General features: G+C 60.1%; 14 protein-coding genes and 1 riboswitch. Of the genes, 5 read left to right on the top strand and 9 right to left on the bottom strand.

Translation table 11 applies throughout. The features are described from left to right. Window positions 1-30: 30 nt before the first annotated feature. Both HU743_RS18050 and HU743_RS18045 read right to left on the bottom strand, forming a co-directional pair. Window positions 31-1,386 (bottom strand): tryptophan--tRNA ligase, encoded by a 1,356-nt coding sequence (locus HU743_RS18050; RefSeq protein WP_186650284.1) that lies wholly within the window; start codon window positions 1,384-1,386, stop codon window positions 31-33. 24 nt (window positions 1,387-1,410) lie between these two features. Continuing rightward, window positions 1,411-2,040, bottom strand: coding sequence for an alpha/beta fold hydrolase (locus HU743_RS18045; RefSeq protein WP_186635880.1), 630 nt, complete (start codon window positions 2,038-2,040; stop codon window positions 1,411-1,413). A 144-nt stretch (window positions 2,041-2,184) separates the two neighbouring features. Between HU743_RS18045 and HU743_RS18040 the strand changes: the two genes are divergently transcribed. Beyond that, complete coding sequence (locus tag HU743_RS18040; RefSeq protein ID WP_016773251.1) at window positions 2,185-2,619, top strand: DUF1043 family protein; 435 nt, start codon at window positions 2,185-2,187, stop codon at window positions 2,617-2,619. Between the two features lie 226 nt (window positions 2,620-2,845). On the opposite strand, the gene HU743_RS18035 is transcribed toward HU743_RS18040, so the two are convergent. Both HU743_RS18035 and HU743_RS18030 read right to left on the bottom strand, forming a co-directional pair. After that, on the bottom strand, window positions 2,846-3,580 hold the full coding sequence (locus HU743_RS18035; RefSeq protein ID WP_090286156.1) for an OmpA family protein: 735 nt from the start codon (window positions 3,578-3,580) through the stop codon (window positions 2,846-2,848). A 117-nt stretch (window positions 3,581-3,697) separates the two neighbouring features. Beyond that, window positions 3,698-4,351, bottom strand: a complete 654-nt coding sequence (locus tag HU743_RS18030) for an MBL fold metallo-hydrolase (protein WP_186650305.1) — start codon at window positions 4,349-4,351, stop codon at window positions 3,698-3,700. A gap of 194 nt (window positions 4,352-4,545) precedes the next feature. Here HU743_RS18030 and HU743_RS18025 point away from each other — a divergent pair, with 194 nt between their 5' ends. Further along, window positions 4,546-7,350 carry a M10 family metallopeptidase gene (locus tag HU743_RS18025; RefSeq protein ID WP_186650281.1) on the top strand — a complete coding sequence of 935 codons (2,805 nt, stop codon included), beginning with the start codon at window positions 4,546-4,548 and terminating at the stop codon, window positions 7,348-7,350. Between the two features lie 99 nt (window positions 7,351-7,449). Here HU743_RS18025 and HU743_RS18020 read toward each other — a convergent pair whose 3' ends face one another. The 5 genes from HU743_RS18020 to HU743_RS18000 all read right to left on the bottom strand — a co-directional run bounded on the left by HU743_RS18020 (window position 7,450) and on the right by HU743_RS18000 (window position 16,588). Beyond that, entirely contained in the window at window positions 7,450-10,185 is a 2,736-nt protein-coding gene (locus HU743_RS18020) for a LuxR C-terminal-related transcriptional regulator (RefSeq protein WP_186650279.1), read from the bottom strand. A 206-nt stretch (window positions 10,186-10,391) separates the two neighbouring features. Next, the gene (locus tag HU743_RS18015; protein WP_186619800.1) at window positions 10,392-11,756 is read right to left on the bottom strand and encodes a DUF1329 domain-containing protein; all 1,365 of its coding nucleotides are present in this window, start codon (window positions 11,754-11,756) and stop codon (window positions 10,392-10,394) included. Between the two features lie 27 nt (window positions 11,757-11,783). Continuing rightward, window positions 11,784-13,673, bottom strand: coding sequence for a DUF1302 domain-containing protein (locus HU743_RS18010; RefSeq protein WP_186619799.1), 1,890 nt, complete (start codon window positions 13,671-13,673; stop codon window positions 11,784-11,786). Window positions 13,674-14,010: 337 nt separating this feature from the next. Then, window positions 14,011-15,693, bottom strand: coding sequence for a fatty acid--CoA ligase (locus HU743_RS18005; protein ID WP_186650276.1), 1,683 nt, complete (start codon window positions 15,691-15,693; stop codon window positions 14,011-14,013). 265 nt (window positions 15,694-15,958) lie between these two features. Beyond that, window positions 15,959-16,588, bottom strand: a complete 630-nt coding sequence (locus HU743_RS18000; RefSeq protein ID WP_186619797.1) for a LysE family transporter — start codon at window positions 16,586-16,588, stop codon at window positions 15,959-15,961. A 293-nt stretch (window positions 16,589-16,881) separates the two neighbouring features. Here HU743_RS18000 and HU743_RS17995 point away from each other — a divergent pair, with 293 nt between their 5' ends. From HU743_RS17995 to HU743_RS17985, 3 genes are all read left to right on the top strand, one after another. After that, complete coding sequence (locus HU743_RS17995; RefSeq protein WP_186650273.1) at window positions 16,882-17,847, top strand: 2-hydroxyacid dehydrogenase; 966 nt, start codon at window positions 16,882-16,884, stop codon at window positions 17,845-17,847. 33 nt (window positions 17,848-17,880) lie between these two features. Continuing rightward, window positions 17,881-18,879 (top strand): class I SAM-dependent methyltransferase, encoded by a 999-nt coding sequence (locus HU743_RS17990; protein ID WP_186650270.1) that lies wholly within the window; start codon window positions 17,881-17,883, stop codon window positions 18,877-18,879. A gap of 40 nt (window positions 18,880-18,919) precedes the next feature. Next, window positions 18,920-19,042, top strand: a riboswitch (yybP-ykoY riboswitch). Between the two features lie 89 nt (window positions 19,043-19,131). Further along, window positions 19,132-19,716, top strand: a complete 585-nt coding sequence (locus HU743_RS17985) for a TMEM165/GDT1 family protein (RefSeq protein WP_186619794.1) — start codon at window positions 19,132-19,134, stop codon at window positions 19,714-19,716. The last annotated feature ends 40 nt before the right edge of the window (window positions 19,717-19,756 follow it).

The raw sequence follows: 19,756 nt of genomic DNA, 5'->3' as shown, positions 1-19,756 counted from the left end.
AATCGGCCCTTGGTCGGGTCGTGCCGCCGTTTAGTCCTGAGCCGGGGTCAGGGCGATGCGCAGCGCCTCGATGGCGGCGTCACGCGCGTCAGCGTCGGCGAAAACCGGGCTGTCGCCGATGCACTTGCCTTCCAGCCAGACACTGAAATTCAGGCCTTCGCTGCGTACGTCCAAAGGTTGCCCGGATTGCAGTTGCTTGGTCGCCTGCCCGGCAGTTTTGCCGTCGGCGAAGTTGCGCGACAGGAGCAGTTGCTCGCCATCGGCCGCCAGCAGACGGAAACGGAAGCTGCCATCGTCTTCACGGAAGCTGACGAAACGCGCGGCTTTCGCGGCTTTCTTTTTGGTGGTCGCGGCGACTTGCACCTGATTGACGAAAGAACGCAGGCCGACAGCTTCGCGCAATTCGTTGAGAAATGGCGTCGCAACCGCACGAGCCTTCTTCGCACCGATCTGCAGAATGTCTTCCAGATCCGCCGGGCGCTCGATCAACTGGTGATACTTCTCGCGCGCCTCGCCCAGCTCGCTGTCGAGCAACTGGAACAGGCGATTCTTCGCCTCGCCCCAGCCCAGACCACCGAGCAGTTCGCTGCGAAATTCGTCGGACTGCGCCGGTGTGGCGAAGGCCTGAAACAGGGTGAACAGGTGCGAGTTGTCTGGATCTTTCGCTTCGCCCGGGGCCTTGGAATCGGTGACGATCCGCGAGATCGCGTCCTTCATTTCCTTGGCGCTAGAGAACAACGGAATGGTGTTGTCGTAGCTCTTGGACATCTTGCGACCGTCAAGGCCTGGCAAGGTCGCCACGCTTTCCTCGATCAGCGCTTCGGGCATGGTGAAGAACTCCTTGCCCTGGCCGAACAGATGGTTGAAGCGCTGGCCGATATCACGGGCCATCTCGACGTGCTGAATCTGATCTCGACCGACCGGCACCTTGTGCGCGTTGAACATCAGGATGTCCGCCGCCATCAACACCGGGTAGCTGTAGAGGCCCATGGTGATACCGGCATCCGGGTCTTCACCGGTTTCAACGTTCTTGTCCACCGACGCCTTATAGGCATGCGCACGATTGAGCAGGCCCTTGGCGGCAACGCAGGTCAGCAGCCAGGTCAGCTCGGGGATTTCCGGGATATCCGACTGGCGGTAGAACGTCACGCGGTCGACATCCAGGCCACCGGCCAGCCACGTCGCAGCGATTTCCAGGCGCGAGCGCTGGATGCGCAGCGGGTCATCGCATTTGATCAGGGCGTGGTAGTCGGCCAGGAAGTAGAACGAGTCGGCATTGCTGTCACGGCTGGCGAGAATCGCCGGGCGGATGGCGCCGGCGTAGTTGCCCAGGTGCGGCGTGCCAGTGGTAGTGATGCCGGTGAGAATGCGGGTACGGTTGGTCATGGGTAATCGCTTGTCAGACTGCAATCAATTCGAGAGACGCGGCAGCAGAAGATCCTTGAGATCAGTCAGCTTGCCGTGAAAAAAGTGTCCGCATTCTGCCACTTTCAGCAGCTCATGGGGGCGCTGGAGTTTTTCCGACCAGTCATAGACCAACTGCGGATCGATGACTTCGTCGGTTTCTGGCTGGATCACCGTCAGCTTGCCTCGTAGCGGCAGTTGATCCTGCTCGCCCAGACGCATCACCGCCGGGGCGACCATGAACAAGTGCTCAAGCTGCACGCCTTGAGCTTCGAGACGGCCGCCGAGACTTGCTGCAACAAATCCGCCGAAGGAGAAACCGAACAGGGTCAGCGGCAAGTCGGGGTGTTTTTCCCGCAGCCAGGCAGCGGCGGCCTGGGCGTCATCGACTTCACCACTGCCCATGTCGTGCGTGCCTTGGCTGGCGCCGACGCCGCGATAGTTGAAGCGCAAGGTGATCAGTCCTGCGTCGCGCGCGGTGCGCTGCAGGGTCGAGACGACCTTGTTGAGCATGGTGCCGCCTTGCACCGGGTTCGGATGGCAGATCAGCGCGATGCCGCGTGGCTGCTCAGTCTCCAGGTACAAAGCCTCGATTTGCCCGACTGGGCCGTCAATTACTACAGGGGTTTCACGCATCAGCAAGGGAGGAACTCCGTGACCTCGAATCGGGTCGACTCGTCTAGCAAATTGTCTGTGCCAATCTATTGCGAGTGAATCGCGGTATACAGCGCAGGTTCGAGCCGTTAACGTAAAGCAAAGCCGTTTATAGAGGAAGGACTCGTGGAACACTCGCTCTTAGTTTGGTTGTTACCGACTCTTGCCCTGGTTGTGGGTGTCGCCATTGGATTCCTGATCGCGCGCGTTGCGCCGAACGCCGCACCGAGCCGTACGCAGCGTCAACTGGATGATATCCAGGAGCGTTTCGACAGTTATCAAAACGAAGTGGTCACCCACTTCAACAGCACGGCGATGCTGGTCAAGAAGCTGACCCAGAGTTATCAGGAAGTGCAGGATCATCTCGCCGAGGGCGCCAACCGGCTGGCCCTGGACGAGCAGACCCGCCAGCGCCTGATCGCCGCACTGCACGCCGACGCCGCGCAGGCACCGCGTGAACGCCTGACGCCACCGCGTGATCAGGAACCGCCGCGTGATTATGCGCCGAAGAGCCCGAACTCACCGGGCATGCTCGATGAGCATTACGGACTGAAGAAGTAAGCAGTCTTCGCTGAAAACAAAAAGCCCCCGGACAGTGATGTGTCCGGGGGCTTTTTTTGTATCTGCAATCGTCGGTGCCAGTACCGGCCTCTTCGCGGGCAAGCCCGCTCCCACAGGGGAATGCATTTCAATTGTGGGAGCGAGCCTGCTCGCGAAAGGGCCGCTACAGGCGACACAAAAAAATGCCCGATCACAGGACCGGGCATTTCTTCATTCAGACAATCGCTTACGGATACTGCTGAACCGTACCCGGCTGTTGCTGTTGACCACCATATTGCTGGCCCGGAATCGCCTTCAGGTTGACCTCGACGCGACGATTTTGCGCGCGGCCATTGACGTCACCGTTGCTGGCAATCGGATTATCCGGACCGGCACCACGGGCCGACAGGTTGGCACCGCTGACGCCTTGCGAGGTCAGGTAGGTCGCCACGCTCTGTGCCCGACGCTGAGACAGATCCATGTTGTGCTGGCGGCTGCCGGTGCTGTCGGTGTAGCCGACGATTTCGATCTGGTTCTGGTTGAACTCTTTAAGCGAGTTGGCCAGGTTGTTCAGCGGCTGGTAGAAGCTCGGGGCAATGTTCGCCGAATCGGTGGCGAAGGTGATGTTGCCCGGCATGATCAGCTTGATCTGATCGCCCTGACGCTGCACTTCAACACCGGTGTTGGCCATGCTCGCGCGCAGTTTCTTTTCCTGCTGGTCGGCGTAATAGCCGTAACCGGCAGCGGAGGCACCGACGACAGCCGCACCGATCAGGGCGCCCTTGCCACGGTTGTCGTGGCCGATGGCGGCGCCGGCGAGTGCACCGGCCAGCGCCCCGAGGCCGCCGTATTTGGCGGTTTTGCTCATGCCTTGCGAGCCACCGTCGGCCTGACCCTGATTGTCATACGGGTTGGGCGAGGCGCAGCCGGACAGCAAGGCCACGGCAGTAGCGACAATAATCAAACGACGCGTGGTGAACATGGAGAGCTCCTGGTTTTTTGCATTCTATGGTGCAGCGGCCACTTGGCTAATGGACCTGCGCGGGCGTTGGATCATGACAATGCGCAAAAATTCCGCGCGACACTCGTGACGAAATTTTTAAGCCCGCACAAACGGGTTTTCGCGCATCTCGTCACCCAGACGCGTATCGGGACCATGCCCGGTCACGACGGTTGCGTCCTCGTCCAGCGTGTACAGGCGCTGCTTGATCGAACGCACAATGGTGGCTTGATCGCCGCCCCACAAATCCGTGCGCCCTACTCCGCGGCGAAACAGCGTGTCGCCGGCTATCAACAGCTTAGCCTCGGAAAACCAAAAGCTCATGGAACCGGGCGTATGTCCCGGCGTGTGAATTGCCACGCCGCAACCGCAGGCCAGTTCTTCATCGTCGCTCAGCCAGCGGTCCGGCGCTGGCACCGGGGTGTACGGCACGCCGAACATCTGGCATTGCATCTCGAGGTTGTCCCAGAGGAACTGGTCTTCCTTGTGCAGATGCAGGGTTGCGCCGGTTTTTTCTTTCATTTGCCCGGAAGCGAGGAAGTGATCGAGATGCGCGTGGGTGTGGATGATGCTGACGACTTTCAGACCATGGGCATCAAGGCGCGCCATGATCAGGTCAGGGTTGCCGCCCGGGTCGACGACGATGGCTTTTTTGCTGAGGGGGTCGCCGATGATGGTGCAGTTGCACTGCAAAGGGCCGACGGGGAAGGTTTCACGGATGAGCCCAAGGTCAGGTAGGGGACATAAATAGATTCTCGACAAACGGCAACATGCAGTTATCCAGAATTTATCACTCAAGCCGATAGATAACACCCAAGGTCAGTAATTGACACCAGCAATCAGAAAGTGATGTCGAAATGATATCAAATGTATAAACTTTAGTGCAAAATCGTCTTTTGTAGCGGTCGCATCAGGAAGGGCCGCAGCGCATCAGGAAATATACAGAAATGCCTACTCCGTCGACGTACTCCCCTAGTTTCACCGCTTCCCTGACTGGCAATTCGCTGATCGACAGCTTGATCTCCGGCACGTATTGGCTGGGATCAAACTGGAGTCCCTTGGGAGCGACAAGTCTGAGCTATAGCTTTATGGCGCCTGTAACGTCGTATTTCGTTACCGATTATAGCCCGGACAACGAGTACAACGCGCTGTACGCACTGACTTCCGGGCAGCAAAGTGCAGTGACTGCGGCTTTGGGAGCCTGGAGTGCCGTTGCAAATCTGACGTTCACCCTGACGAGTGACAATATCAGTAACGTGGGTGATCTGCGCTTTGGTGCCTATCGCCTGATGGACGACCAAACCGCCGCCTGGGCTTACTTTCCGGGCAATACCCCAGTGGCTGGCGATGTCTGGATCGGACCGCAGACGAATGATCCAAACCCAGGTAAAGGCAGCTACGACTATTTGACATTTGTACACGAGATAGGCCACGCGCTGGGTCTCAAGCATCCATTTGATGTGAGCCCGACGAACAAGACGCTGCTGGATCCATCACTGGATGACGTTCATTTCACGGTGATGAGCTATAACAACAACTACTCGTATCTGCCAACCACCCCCATGGTGCTGGACATCGTCGTAATCCAGAGCCTTTATGGCGCCAACATGCTGTGGCAGACCGGCGACAACGTTTATAAATGGGACGCTAACCAGTCTGTCTTCGAAACGATCTGGGACGCGGGTGGTAACGACACCATTGATGGCAGCAACCAGCTCTCTGCTGTCAGCATCAACCTTAATGAGGGTACCCTCAGCCAGATCGGCAAGGCGTTTGTGGATTTGAGCACTCAAACAGCCACAAAGCTGGGTCTGGCGATTGCCATCGGGGCCAAAATTGAAAATGCACTGGGTTCTGCCTTCAACGACACTCTGACGGGCAACTCGCTCGATAATAATCTCAACGGCTTGGCGGGCGCCGACACCATGATCGGCGGCGACGGCAACGACACTTACTACGTCGACAACATTGGCGATGTCGTAACCGAAAGCAACAACGCCGCCACCCAGTACGACCGTGTCTTCACCTCCATCGACTACACCCTCGGCGCCAATGTAGAAAACGTTATCCTGACGGGTACCGCGAACCTCAATGCCACCGGTAACGAACTCAACAACCGCGTGCTGGGCAATACCGGCAACAACATCCTCAATGGGATGGCCGGCGCCGACACCATGATTGGCGGTGCCGGAAATGACACATATTTCGTCGACAATGCCGCCGATACCGTCACCGAGCTGGCCAACGAAGGTCACGACCAGGTCGAGTCCTCCGTCAGCTACAACCTCGGCGCCAACGTTGAAGACGGGTTGTTGACTGGAACCGCCGATCTCACCCTGAATGGCAACCAGTTGGACAACCTGTTGACCGGCAACGAAGGCAGCAACACCCTCAATGGTCTGACGGGCGCCGACACCATGATCGGTGGCGACGGCAACGACACTTACTACGTCGACAACATTGGCGATGTCGTGACCGAAAGCAACAATGCCGCCACCCAGTACGACCGCGTCTTCACCGCTATCGACTACACCCTCGGCGCCAACGTGGAAAATGTGATCCTGACGGGTACCGCAAACCTGAGTGCCACCGGCAACGAACTCAACAACCGCGTGCTGGGTAACGAGGGCAGCAACACGCTCAACGGCCTGGCGGGCGCCGACACCATGATCGGCGGCGACGGCAACGACACTTACTACGTCGACAACATTGGCGATGTCGTAACCGAAAGCAACAACGCCGCCACCCAGTACGACCGTGTCTTCACCTCCATCGACTACACCCTCGGCGCCAATGTAGAAAACGTTATCCTGACGGGTACCGCGAACCTCAATGCCACCGGTAACGAACTCAACAACCGCGTGCTGGGCAATACCGGCAACAACATCCTCAATGGGATGGCCGGCGCCGACACCATGATTGGCGGTGCCGGAAATGACACATATTTCGTCGACAATGCCGCCGATACCGTCACCGAGCTGGCCAACGAAGGTCACGACCAGGTCGAGTCCTCCGTCAGCTACAACCTCGGCGCCAACGTTGAAGACGGGTTGTTGACTGGAACCGCCGATCTCACCCTGAATGGCAACCAGTTGGACAACCTGTTGACCGGCAACGAAGGCAGCAACACCCTCAATGGTCTGACGGGCGCCGACACCATGATCGGTGGCGACGGCAACGACACTTACTACGTCGACAACATTGGCGATGTCGTGACCGAAAGCAACAATGCCGCCACCCAGTACGACCGCGTCTTCACCGCTATCGACTACACCCTCGGCGCCAACGTGGAAAATGTGATCCTGACGGGTACCGCAAACCTGAGTGCCACCGGCAACGAACTCAACAACCGCGTGCTGGGTAACGAGGGCAGCAACACGCTCAACGGGATGGCCGGCAATGACACGCTAATCGGCGGGCTGGGAGCGGATACCATGACCGGCGGTTTAGGTGCCGATCTGTTTGTATTCAATGACTGGCGTGAGACCGGACTCGGCATACTGCGCGATGTGATTACTGATTTCAGCCAAATGGAAGGTGACAAGATAGATCTGAGGGCATTTGACGCTAATCTGTTGCAGGGGGGCTTCAACAGTTTCAGTTTCATTGGCGCTGCCGATTTCACCGGTGCAGGTCAATTGCGTTTCGTTGATCATGTGCTGTCGGGCAATGTCAGTGGCAATGCTGGCGCGGACTTCGAAATCCAGCTGGTGGGCGTCAACAATTTCAGCACCTCCGACCTCGTGGCCTAACACTTATTGCAATCGCACGTGGCCTTTCACACAGGTCGCCATACCAGAAACGCCCCGATTGATTCGGGGTGTTTTTTTTGCTTATCAAGTACCTCCTCTTTAACCAAGCACCCCTAGCTCCTTGGCCCTTGCCACTGCCTGCGTGCGGCGCTCGACGCCCAATTTGCTGTTGATATGGCTCGCGTGGGTTTTCACGGTATGCAGCGAGATGAACAACTGCTCGCTAATTTCCTGATTTGAACAACCCTGGGCGATCAAACGTAACACCGCGAGCTCCCTGCTGCTGAGCGGCTCAGTGCCGCCGGATTCTGCGGCTTGACGCACTGCGGCAGACGGAAAATATTCAAGCAACTGCTGCCCTGACGAGGACACTGACGTCTGCAATTGCCCGCGCAACCAGTCCCCGTGCCCCTTATATAAAGTATCGAACGGTTGCAGCACGCCCCCCGCCGCCGCCTCCAGCGCTTGCCCCAACGCTCTGCGTGCTTCCGGCTCGCGCCCCCCTGTCTGAAGCAACAACGCGACCTTTTGCGTCAGCGCCATTACACTGAGCAACTGTCGTCCAGTTTGCTGACCGTTCTCATGCAGTGCATTGAGCCGTCCTTCCGCAAGCATGGGTTGACCCCGAAGCATATCGAGCAGCGCCTGTTGCAGTTCCACATGCAATGGTAGCTGTGGATGAAACTCCGGCGGCGCGGCGGCACGTTCGCCGGTATAGGTCTGCCCCAGCCGAGCGAGCCAGGCTTCGGCCAGATCAGTACGACCCTGCGCCAGCCACAGCTCACATTTGACCAGAGTGATCATCGCCAGATAGTAGATCGGCGGTACGTCCCAGATGTGCATCAGGCGTTCGGCTTCGGCGAGCTCGGCAAAGGCCTTGGCGAACTCGCCGCTGGCACCGTCGAGGCGAGCGATGACGCAGTGACCGATCAAGACGCTGATATCGCGACAGGCGCGCGCCTCAGCGATTCCAGCCACCAGGCGCACGCGTGCCGCCTGGTGCTGCAAGCGCATCGCCAACAGAAAGCCTTCGTACAACGTTAGCCGCGCTCGCACGGCGTACAAGCGTTGCGGCGACAAACCGCGAAGGCGCTCCAGGCCCTGCTGCACTTCATCCAGTGCGCGCAGAATCTCGCCACGCGACTGCAAAACCCGCGCACGGTCGTAATGCGCCAGCGCCTCGAACAACGGATTGCCGACCCGCTGTGCCAGTTCAAGAGACTCGCGATTGAGTCCCCGGGCGCGCCACAGATCACCGTCGGCGATCGCCAGATTGGATAACGTCGACAAACACATCAGCCGTTGGCCATAACGCTTGGCCGGCAGGCTCTCCAGCGCTTCAGTGCAATAGCGCAGCGTCAGCTCGCGATGGCCGCGCCCGCGAGCAATGATCCCGCTCAGCGCCAGCCATTGCGCCAGCATCGATTTCTGCGCCGTGGCCGAAGGCGCCGGCAGGAAGCGGCTCAAGTGGCTGGACAACTCTTCGGCAGCATCGAGCTGACAAGCCAGCCCCAGCGCCCAACTGTAGAGCACGATCAGCCGTGGCGTGCTGATCAACAGGCTGTCGGGCAAGTCCATTTTCCAGCGCAGCAGCATGCCGACGTTCTGCTCGGCGAGCAGTTGTTCTTCGGACAGGTTCTGCACGAGATTCGCCGCCACATCGAGGTGCCCGGCGCGCAGTGCCTGCTCCACGGCTTCGTCGAGCAAACCCTGCGCGTTGAACCAACGACAGGCGCGCAAATGCAGAGTGGCGGTAGGCACCATCGCCTGCGCGATCGGCCGGCTGCGCAACAGATCCGAGAACAGATGATGGTAGCGATACCAATGACCGTGCTCGTCCAGCGGCACCAGAAATACCTGGTGGGCGAGCAGGAAGCGCAGGATCTCGGCGCTGTCATGGGCTTCGCGCACCGCGTCACAGAGTTCGCTGCAAAAGCGTTCCTGCGGTGCGGTTTCGTAGAGAAACGATTGCACTTCGACGGGCAGGCAATCGATGACTTCCTCGAGCAGATAATCGCGTATCAGCCCTTCCCCGCCATTCAGCGCTTGCGGCAGCGCGGCATCGTTGCCCGCCTCGGACACCGCCAGCAACCAGAAGCGCAGCCCGGCGACCCAGCCTTCGCTGCGCTGGATCAGGTTCTCCAATGCTTCACCGCGCAATGAGCTGCTGTGGCGGTCAAGCAAGGTCAGGGCTTCGTCGTGGGTCAGGCGTAAATCCTGTTCGTGCAGTTCGAGCAACTGGCGCGACAGGCGCAAACGCGCCAGATGCCAGTCCGGACGCTGCCGACTGGTGACCATCACCAACAAGCCATCGGGCAAATGATTGAGGAAAAATTGCAGGCAACGATCCAGCACCGGCCCCTGGGCGAGATGGTAATCGTCGAGCACCAGCAGCAACGGCGCGGCCGGATCGAGCTGCAGCGCCAATTCGTCCAGCAGACCGTCCAGCCACTCTTCGAAAGCAAACGGCTGATGGCGCTGACGCATTTTCAACAGGCCGAGGGCGCCGGCGCCCAAGGCTGGAAAATAGTCCTGGAGACCTTCGAGCAAGCGCTCGAGAAAACGCCCGGGATCGCTGTCACGCGGACTCAGGCCCAGCCAGAGGCTTTGCCATTGCGCCGGCAGGCTCTGACAGAACTCCACCGCCAGCGAACTCTTGCCGAACCCGGCCGGGGCGCTGACCAGCAACAGCCGACCACCGAGTCCGGCTTGAAGGCGTTCGCACAGACGCGGTCGCAGCACATAACCGTCAGGCAGCGGGGGGCGAAAAAAACGCCCGTCCAGTGCGGCGACGGTAATGCTTGCAGGACCCGGAAGCGGGGACAGATCAGTCATGGCCGGCTCTTGTTTGAATGCTATTGGCGGCGTTGCCAGATGTCCGCAGACTAGCCTTAAACGCAGAGGGAATGAAGGTCGCTGCTACAAATGGCTACAAAAAGGCTACAAGAGATGTGCACAGGTCAGCGCAAAACCGCACGCAAAAAAACGCCCCGAACCAGTCGGGGCGTTTCGCGAGGGTGCGGCCTCGGGTTTGTCGCGGTTTAGCGAACACCGTCCTGACGCAGAGCGGCCGGGGTGAAATCGCCGGTGGTGGCGGTGAAGCCAAAGTCATACGCACTCTTCTCTTCGTTCTTCATGCCCAGTGCCAGATAGCGGCCGGACTGCAAGTCATAGAGTGTTTCGAGGGCGTACCACGGCACTTGCTTGTCGTAGTAGTTCTCAGCATGCGCCTCGGCCACGCGCCACAGTTGACCACGACCGTCGTAGTGGTCGATCACCGCCGCTTGCCAGGTGTCTTCGTCGATGTAGAAATCACGCTTGGCGTAGATGTGGCGCTGACCTTCCTTCAGCGTCGCCGTCACGTGCCAGACGCGGCGCAGCTCGTAACGCGCGAGATCCTGATTGATGTGGCCGGCCTTGATGATGTCGGCGTATTTCAGTTTCGGATCGTCGAGTTTGTAGCTGTCGGAGGCGATGTACATCTCTTTCTTGCCCACGAGTTTCCAGTCGTAACGATCCGGCGCACCGTTGTACATGTCGAGGTTGTCCGAGGTGCGCAGGCCGTCGGCGGCAGTACCCGGGCCGTCATACGACACTTGCGGTGCGCGGCGCACACGGCGCTGACCGGCGTTGTAGACCCACGCCGAACGTGGCTCTTTGACCTGATCGAGGGTTTCGTGCACCAGCAGTACACCGCCGGCCAGACGCGCCGGTGCGGTCACTTTCTGCTTGAAGTAGAACAGGATGTTGCCCGGGTTCGCCGGATCGTAGTCCTTCATCTTGTCGCGGAACACGAACTGATCCTGGAAGTACACCAGGCTGTACGAGCCGTTCGGCTGTGGCGTGGCCTGGGTTACCAGGCGGGTCACGCTGCCGCCGCGATAGCGGGTGATGTGGTTCCAGATCACTTCCACGCCGGTTTTCGGAATCGGGAACGGCACGGCAGTGTCGAAGTTTTCCAGACCGTTGCCGCCGGACACCAGATTGGTGGTCGTGGCGTTTTTCTTGATGGCGGCGAACACCGCATCCGGCACGGTGGCACCGCGATGGGACGGATAGACCGGCATCTTGAAGGTTTCCGGGTAACGCTTGAACATCGCGTACTGACCCGGAGCAAGTTTGTCCTTGTACTTGTCGACGTCCTTGGCGGTGATGGTGAACAGCGGTTGCTCACTGGCGTAAGGGTTGGACAGGAAGCCCTTGCTGTCGACGCTGCCGGCGTTCTTCGCCATCGGTTTCCAGGCCGGAATCGAGCCATCGGCGTTGCCGGCCATCTCGGCGCCCATCGGGGTCAGGCTTTTGCCCAGCTTGTCGGCTTCGGCAGCAGGCACCGCGGCCATGACGCCGGTCGCCAGCAGCGACAGGCCCAGTACACCGGCGTGGAACAGACTCTTTGTTATTTTCATATGTGTGTTCGTCCTGAAAAGCAGTGCTTAGAAGTTCACGCCGAAGCTGAGTGCCACGAAGTCGCGGTCATCCACGGTGGTGTACTTGCCGTCAAAGAAGTTGGTGTAGGCCAGGCTGGCGGTGTAGGTGTTCTGGTATTCGGCATCGACGCCGAGGCTGACCGCCTTGCGACCTTCCTCGAAGTTGCCGCCAGGGCCTGGCGAGTAACCGCTGACGTCATGGGACCAGGCCACGTTGGGTCTGAGGTTCACGCCGGCGAACACGTCGTTGTAATCCCAGATGGCCCGACCGCGATAACCCCAGGACATCGAGGTGGTGAATCCGTCGTTGTCGCAATTGCGGCTGCGGTTGTTCTGCGGTGAACCGGGGCCTGCGCCGTTGATGGTGCTGGCGTTGAGGATGTTGGCGCAGGTGTTGGCGGTGCCAGTGGCCGGCAACTCACCCGGGCCGTAGACCGGATCGCGGCCGTAACGCTTCTCGGAGCGGCTTTCCAGCCCGCCGACATACGTCGCGCCGACTTCGCCGACGAGGGTCAGACGACTGGCGCCCATGACCTGATCGAAGAAGTGCGTGAAGGTCGTTTGCAGCTGGGTGATTTCCTTGCGCTCGTAGCCGTGCAGATCCTGACCCGGCACGCCCGTGAGCAGCGAAGCGTTGGTCAGCGCGCCGCCCAGTGGGCGCACACCGGCGAACAGGATGTCGGTGGAGTTCAGTTGCACCGGCGCATTCGGACGGTAGCTGATCTCACCGCTCCACGCCGTACCGGTAGGCAGGGTGGTCGAGAAGCTCAAACCGTAGAGGCGGATGTCTTCAGGGTATTCAACGAAGTACTGAGAGTTGCCCGCCACCAGCAATGGCGCGAGCGCGGCGAAAGGCCCTGGCAGCGAGGCGGCGGTGTTGTAGACCGACTGCGGCGCACCGGTTGCGCTGAAGATCGGCGCACGGCTGTGGTAATTCATGAAGTAGGCGCCGAACTCGGTGTCCAGCGGTTCGTACATGTACTTGAACGACACGCCGTACTGGCCGCTGTCACGGGCATCGCGATCCGGACCGCGACGCACCAGCACGCCTTCCTGGTTGACATCGACGCCGGCGCCCGCCAGCGGCCCAAGGGCAATGGCCGGAATCTGCGAACGCTTGTTCAGCACGCGCAGGTTGTTGTCGCAACCGTCGGCAATGATGTCTGGCTGCGAGAAGAACGTGCCGCAGTTGTCGACGACCGTCTGGTCCCATTCCAGCTGGTAGAACGCTTCGGCCGAGAGGTTGTCGGTCAGGCTCTGCGAGACGTAGAACATGTTGACCGGAATCAGGCCTTCCTTGATCTCGGCGCCAGGACGACGGAACGCGGAAACGTCGATCGGGTTGATCGAGTTGATGCCGCCGCCAATGAAAGTACTTTCACCCCAGCTCACCACTTGCTTGCCCAGACGCACGGAGCCCGGCTGATCGGCAATCGAGTAATTGTGGTAGACGAAGGCGTCGAGAATCTGCCCGCCGGAAGACTTGGCGCCTTCCTTGCGGTTGCTGTCGCTGATGTCCTTGAACTGACGGCTTTCGTCCTTGAGTTCGAAGTCGTACCAGTATTTGCCACGGACGAACACGCCGGTGTCGCCGTATTTCAGTTCAAGGTCATGGATGCCCTTGAAGATCTTCGAAAAGGTTTCGCCGCTCTTGAAGTTGGCGTGACCGTCATCGGAGGTCTGCGACAGGCCATGGCCGCCGTTGTTGACGCCGATCAGGTTCTTGTTCGGGCTCTGAGTAGACCAACTGGCACCGATCGACAGGGACGAGTCGAACTGGCCTTCGATTTCACCGACGTTGAAGCTGACGCCGAATGCAGGCCCGGCGAGCGAGGAGGCAAGACTGACCGCCAGAGGCAGTTTCGCCCGGCGCCAGAACTGGTTTACTGAGGTCATCGACGCTACTCCATGTGCATTATTGTTATGGCAGTGAGTACTTTTAAAAACGCTGTGAAGGGCCGGGCGCCAGGGCTGCCCGTAATACCTCCAGAGTTGCTCGCCCCAATCAGTGCGTGTGCTCCGTTCTTAAAAAGTCCTTGAGCGGACTATAGCCAGCAGGGGGTACTGCTTGATCCCTCTAAAGTGTGATTTGCAGCAGCCAACCACTCTGGAACAGTCCTTTCGCCAGTCCGACACAGGTCGGCAGGGCAAGGATGGCTGATTTTTTCGATTTCACAAGCCAAGCGCTTGCTCGGGAGGTCTGGCGCGCCGGTTTCAGCGCGCCAGCAGGTGCTCAGAGGGTCGACAGAAAGGTGCTGTTGTTGGCCTGCCATTCGGTGATGTCGAGGCGGATGCGCTTCTTGTCGAGCTTGCCGACACTGGTCTTGGGAATTTCGGTAACAAGGGCGATCTGACTCGGAATCGCCCACTTGCTCAAGTGCCCCAGCTCGACGAACGGCTTGAGGTGTTCCTTGAGTTCCCGCGCACCGATCACATGGCCTTCACGGACCACCAGCAAGGCAAACGGCCGCTCGCCCCACTGCGGATCGGCAATCCCCACCACTGCTACTTCACGTACCGCCGCATGTCGGCTGATCAGGTCTTCGAGGTCCAGCGAGGAGATCCATTCGCCGCCGGTCTTGATCACGTCCTTGATCCGGTCGCGGATGTCGATCACGCCCATGCTGTCGAGCGTCGCCACATCACCGGTGTGCAGCCAGCCGCCGGACCAGAGTTCGGCGCCCTTCTGCGGTTCGTTGAAATAGCCTTCGGTGAGCCAGGGCGCACGCAGCACCAGTTCGCCTTGAGTCTCGCCATCGGCCGGGAGAAAGTTGCCCTCGCTGTCGACGATCGCTGCTTCCACCAGCGGCCCCGGCACGCCGGCCTTGATCCGGTAGGTGGTGCGTTCGTCCTCGCTGCCGGCCATCAACTCGTCATTCAGATGGGCGCAGGACACCAACGGCCCGGTTTCCGACATGCCATAGGCCGCCGTCAGCTGAATGCCACGGGCCTTGGCGTTTTCATACAGGGAGCGGTTGAGCGCGCTGCCGCCAATGACGATTTTCCAGCCGGCGAAATCGGTGTCTTGCGCGGCTTTGGCGTTGAGCAGCATTTGCAGGATGGTCGGCACACAGTGGGAAAACGTGACCTTCTCCTTGCGCCACAACTCCACCAGATATTCCGGGTCGTAGCGCCCCGGATACACCTGTTTGAGGCCGAGCATCGTCGCCACGTACGGCAAACCCCAGGCGTGGACGTGAAACATCGGCGTGATCGGCATGTACACATCGTTGGTGCCAAGCAGGCGCACGCTGTCGATCGAACCCATGATCGTCGCCACGCCAATCGTGTGCAGCACCAGTTGCCGGTGGGTGAAATAAACGCCTTTCGGGTTACCGGTCGTGCCTGTGGTGTAGAACGTCGTGGCGACCGAGTTTTCGTCGAAATCCTCGAAGTCATACTGCGGGCTCGCCGCGGCCAGTAGCTGCTCGTACTCGCCGACCAGATTCGGCAAGTCAGCGGTTTTCTCCGGCAGATCGGTCAGCAGCAAGGTTTTCTCGACCGTGGTCAGGTGCGGCGCAATGGCTTGATACAGCCCGGCGAACTCGCTGTTGACCAGCACAAAGCGGTCCTCGGCATGATTCATCGTGTAGAGAATCTGCTCGGGCGACAGGCGCACGTTGATCGTATGAATCACCGCACCGATCATCGGGATGGCGAACATGCACTCCAGATAACGATGGCTGTCCCAGTCCATCACCGCCACCGTGTCACCGGCCTTCACACCGGCAGCGGTCAGCACGTTGGCCAGACGAGCGACGCGCTCGATCAGCGTCGGGTAGCTGTAGCGCAACTGGTCACGGTAGACGATCTCGCGGGTTTTCTCATAACGGGCGCCAGACATCAGCAGCCGCTTGATCAGCAATGGATACTGGTAGGCCCCATCGGCCGGAGGAATGACGCGAGTCTGCAACATAGGAATCCCTTTTCTGACTGCACGGTGTTGGCGGAGAGATTCGTACTCTAGTGCGCCTGCGTGACCGTAAAATCAGCCAAAGGAATGATTTGCAGAGCCGAACAAATGCTAGCTTTGCGCCAGCATTTCGAGCTGATCTGGAAGAAAACACTACCTGTGGGAGCGAGCCGGCTCGCGAAGGCGTCGGGTCAGTCGACATCTTCGGTGACTGTACTAGCGCTTTCGCGAGCAGGCTCGCTCCCACAATTTTGATCGCAGCCAGTCCTCAATGCATCTCGGTAAACGCGATTTTCACGCCGAGAGCAATCAGCACAGCGCCCATGGTGCGGTCGAACCAGTGGCCCATGCGCGCGAACCCGGCGCGCACGCGTTGCTGGCTGAACAGCAGCGCCACCAGGCAAAACCAGAATGCCGTTGCCACCGCCAGGTAAACTCCATAACCCGCCTGCACGGCCAGTGGCGTGTGCGGGTTGATCACCACGGTGAACAGCGACAGGAAAAACAGTGTGGCTTTCGGGTTCAGGCCGTTGGTGACGAAGCCCGAGGTAAACGCGCCACGCGCCGTGCGGACGCCGGCCTCCTGGTGCAGATCATCGGCAACGGCTTTGGCCGGTTGCGCGCGCAAGGCCTTGAAGCCGATGTACAGCAGATACGCAGCCGCCGCCCACTTCAACGCGTTGAACAGCACGATCGACTGCGACACGATCAGGCCAATGCCCAACAGCGAATAGCCGACATGCAGGAAAATCGCCGTGCCCACCCCCAGCGCCGTCCAGGTGCCGGCGCGACGCCCGTGGGTCACGCTTTCGCGCACCACCACGGCAAAGTCCGGGCCGGGACTGGCAACGGCCAGCAAGTGGATAAGGGCAACGGTCAGGAATTCGGTCCAGTACATGGGGGCTCCTAGAATTTCGCTATAAACATTGGATCTGCGGCCACCACTCATTTGTGGCGAGAGGGCTTGTCGAATAGTCGCACCGTCCCGCTCGGCTGCGCAGCAGTCGTACAACCGGTACACCCGATAGCGCTGGTACAACTTCAATGGGTTTGGGCCTGCTTCGCAGCCCAGCGGGAGCAAGCTCCCTCGCCACAGGTATTACACCGGCTCATGGTGTTGAGTAACCAATTGTTTCATCTGGTAGGCTCGGCAGAGTACGCCCTCCGCTCACAGCACAAAAGGTACAGTTGATGACGAACTCGCGCCGCGCGGTATTTCTTGATCACCCTTCGCTGGACCTCGGCGATCTGGACCTCGGTCCGTTGCGCAAATGCTTCAGCGATCTGCAACTCTTCGCGCAAACCCTGCCCGAGCAAGTCAGCGAACGGATGCAAGGCGCCAGCGTGGCAATCACCAATAAAGTCGTGATCGACGCCGCCGCCATGGCTGCCAACCCGCAGTTGCAACTGATCCTGATCAGCGCCACCGGCACCAACAACGTCGACCTCAGCGCCGCCCGCGCCCACGGCATCACCGTGTGCAATTGTCAGGGTTACGGTACGCCGTCCGTTGCGCAACACACGATCATGCTGCTGCTCAACCTCGCCACACGTCTGGCCGATTACCAAAAAGCCGTCGCTGAAGGCCGCTGGCAGCAGGCCAAGCAGTTCTGCCTGCTCGACTACCCAATCGTTGAACTGCAGGGCAAAACCCTTGGCCTGCTCGGGCACGGCGAACTCGGTGGCGCCGTGGCGCGGCTGGCCGAAGCGTTCGGCATGCGCGTGTTGCTCGGGCAGATTCCCGGACGCCCCGCTCGAGCAGACCGCTTGCCGCTGGATCAACTGCTGCCGCAGATCGACGCCCTCACCCTGCACTGCCCGCTCAACGAACACACCCGCCACTTCATTGGTGCCCGCGAGCTGGCCGCGATGAAACCCGGCGCGTTCATGGTCAACACCGCCCGGGGTGGCTTGATCGATGAGCAGGCGCTGGCCGATGCTTTGCGCAGCGGCCACCTCGGCGGTGCAGCGACGGACGTGCTCAGCGTTGAACCGCCGAGCCACGGCAATCCGCTGCTCGCCGCCGACATCCCGCGCCTGATCGTCACTCCGCATAACGCCTGGGGCAGTCGCGAGGCGCGGCAACGCATCGTCGGCCAACTGAGCGAAAACGCCCGGGCGTTCTTCAGCGGTGAGGCGCTGCGGGTCGTCAGTTGATAAACTGCGGCACTTTTTTTTCGAGGAGCAGTTATGGATCCGCGCAGTGAAGTACTGCTTCGTCAGGCCGAGTTATTCCAGGGTCCGTTGTTATTGGCCGGGCTGCCCGCCGACGATCTGCTTGGGCGTCTGCCCAACGCGTTTGGCTGGTGCTGGCACGCGGGCGATCAAGCCGCGCTGGAAGCCCGCTTCGAAGGGCGCAGCCAGTTCGGCGTGAACGTGCCGGAGCGTGAGTTCGACAGCGCCATGGTGTTCCTGCCCAAGTCTAAAGACCTGACCGATTACATCCTCAACGCCGTGGCGTCGCGTCTGGCCGGGCGTGAAGTGTTCTTGGTCGGGGAGAAGCGCAGCGGCATCGAAGGCGCCTCCAAGCAACTCAACCCGTTCGGCAAGCCGCGCAAACTCGACAGCGCGCGCCATTGCCAGCTCTGGCAAGTGACCGTAGCCAACGCGCCGCAAGCCAAGTCGCTGGAAAGCCTGGCGCAGACCTACGAACTGCCGCTGGCTGAAGGCCCGTTGAAAGTCATCAGCCTGCCGGGCGTGTTCAGCCATGGTCGGCTCGATCGCGGCAGCGCGCTGTTGCTCGATCATCTGGACAAACTGCCGAGCGGCCATCTGCTCGACTTCGGTTGTGGCGCCGGCGTGCTGGGCGCGGCGGTCAAACGCCGCTACCCGCACAATCAGGTGACGCTGCTGGACGTGGATGCGTTTGCTGCCGCGAGCAGCCGTCTGACCCTGGCCGCCAATGGCCTGGAAGCCGAGGTGCTGACCGGCGATGGTATCGACGCCGCGCCGATGGGTTTGAGCGCGATTCTGAGCAACCCGCCGTTCCATGTCGGCGTGCATACCGATTATTTCGCCACGGAGAACTTGCTGCGAAAAGCGGCCAAACATCTGAAAAACGGTGGCGAACTTCGACTTGTGGCCAACAGCTTCCTGAAGTATCAGCCGTTGATCGAAGAGCATCTGGGCGTTTGTGCGATCAAGGCTGAAGGCAATGGCTTCCGGATTTACCGGGCCAAGCGCGGTTGAAAATTTGTTCTTGCCCAATCGGATTTGCCTAGGCAGAATCCGCTCCGTCCTAGGGGAGTAGTCTCCCACGAGCGCCAAGCTCGTCCGGCATACGTCAACATACTTGATCCTCAGATCATGGCGTATGCGACCCCAGCGTCCGCAACAGACGGATCGCAGGGTTTGACAAGACCTATGACACGCACACCTTACCCGGGGCGGGAAGGCTGTACGTGTCATAGCCGTGTCGACCCGCCCCTTAGGAAATCCCTGATGCTGGACTCGTTACTCGTTCCCACCGCAATCGTTGCCTTGGCCGAAATCGGCGACAAGACGCAACTGCTCGCGCTGATTCTCGCCGCTCGCTTTCGCAAACCCTGGCCGATCATTGCCGGGATTGTCGCCGCGACCCTGGCCAACCACGCAGCAGCCGGTGCGGTAGGAGCCTGGTTCGGCAGTTTCTTTTCCGACGCCGTGCTGCACTGGATTCTCGCCGCGAGCTTCGCCGCCACTGCGCTGTGGACACTGGTCCCGGACAAACTGGATGACGACGAAGCCAGCACCGCGCGCAAGTTCGGGCCGTTCCTGACCACGCTGATTGCCTTCTTCCTCGCTGAAATCGGTGACAAGACCCAGATCGCCACGGTGATGCTGGCCGCGCAATACCCGGAACTGTGGCTGGTGATTATCGGCACGACCGTGGGCATGCTGATTGCCAACGTGCCGGTGGTACTGGCGGGTAATTTTGCCGCGGACAAGTTGCCGCTGACCCTGATCCGGCGCCTGGCGGCTTCGGCGTTCCTGATCCTGGCGATTGTTGCGGTTTATAAAGCGATGCAGAGCAGCGGCTGGGTTTGAAGCAGCTGCAAGCTTTTAGCTGCAAGCAAAGAGCTGCAAG

Source organism: Pseudomonas sp. SWRI99, assembly GCF_014270125.1.
Taxonomy (GTDB): Bacteria; Pseudomonadota; Gammaproteobacteria; order Pseudomonadales; family Pseudomonadaceae; genus Aquipseudomonas; species Aquipseudomonas hamedanensis.
This window is presented reverse-complemented; position numbering and strand designations above follow the sequence as displayed.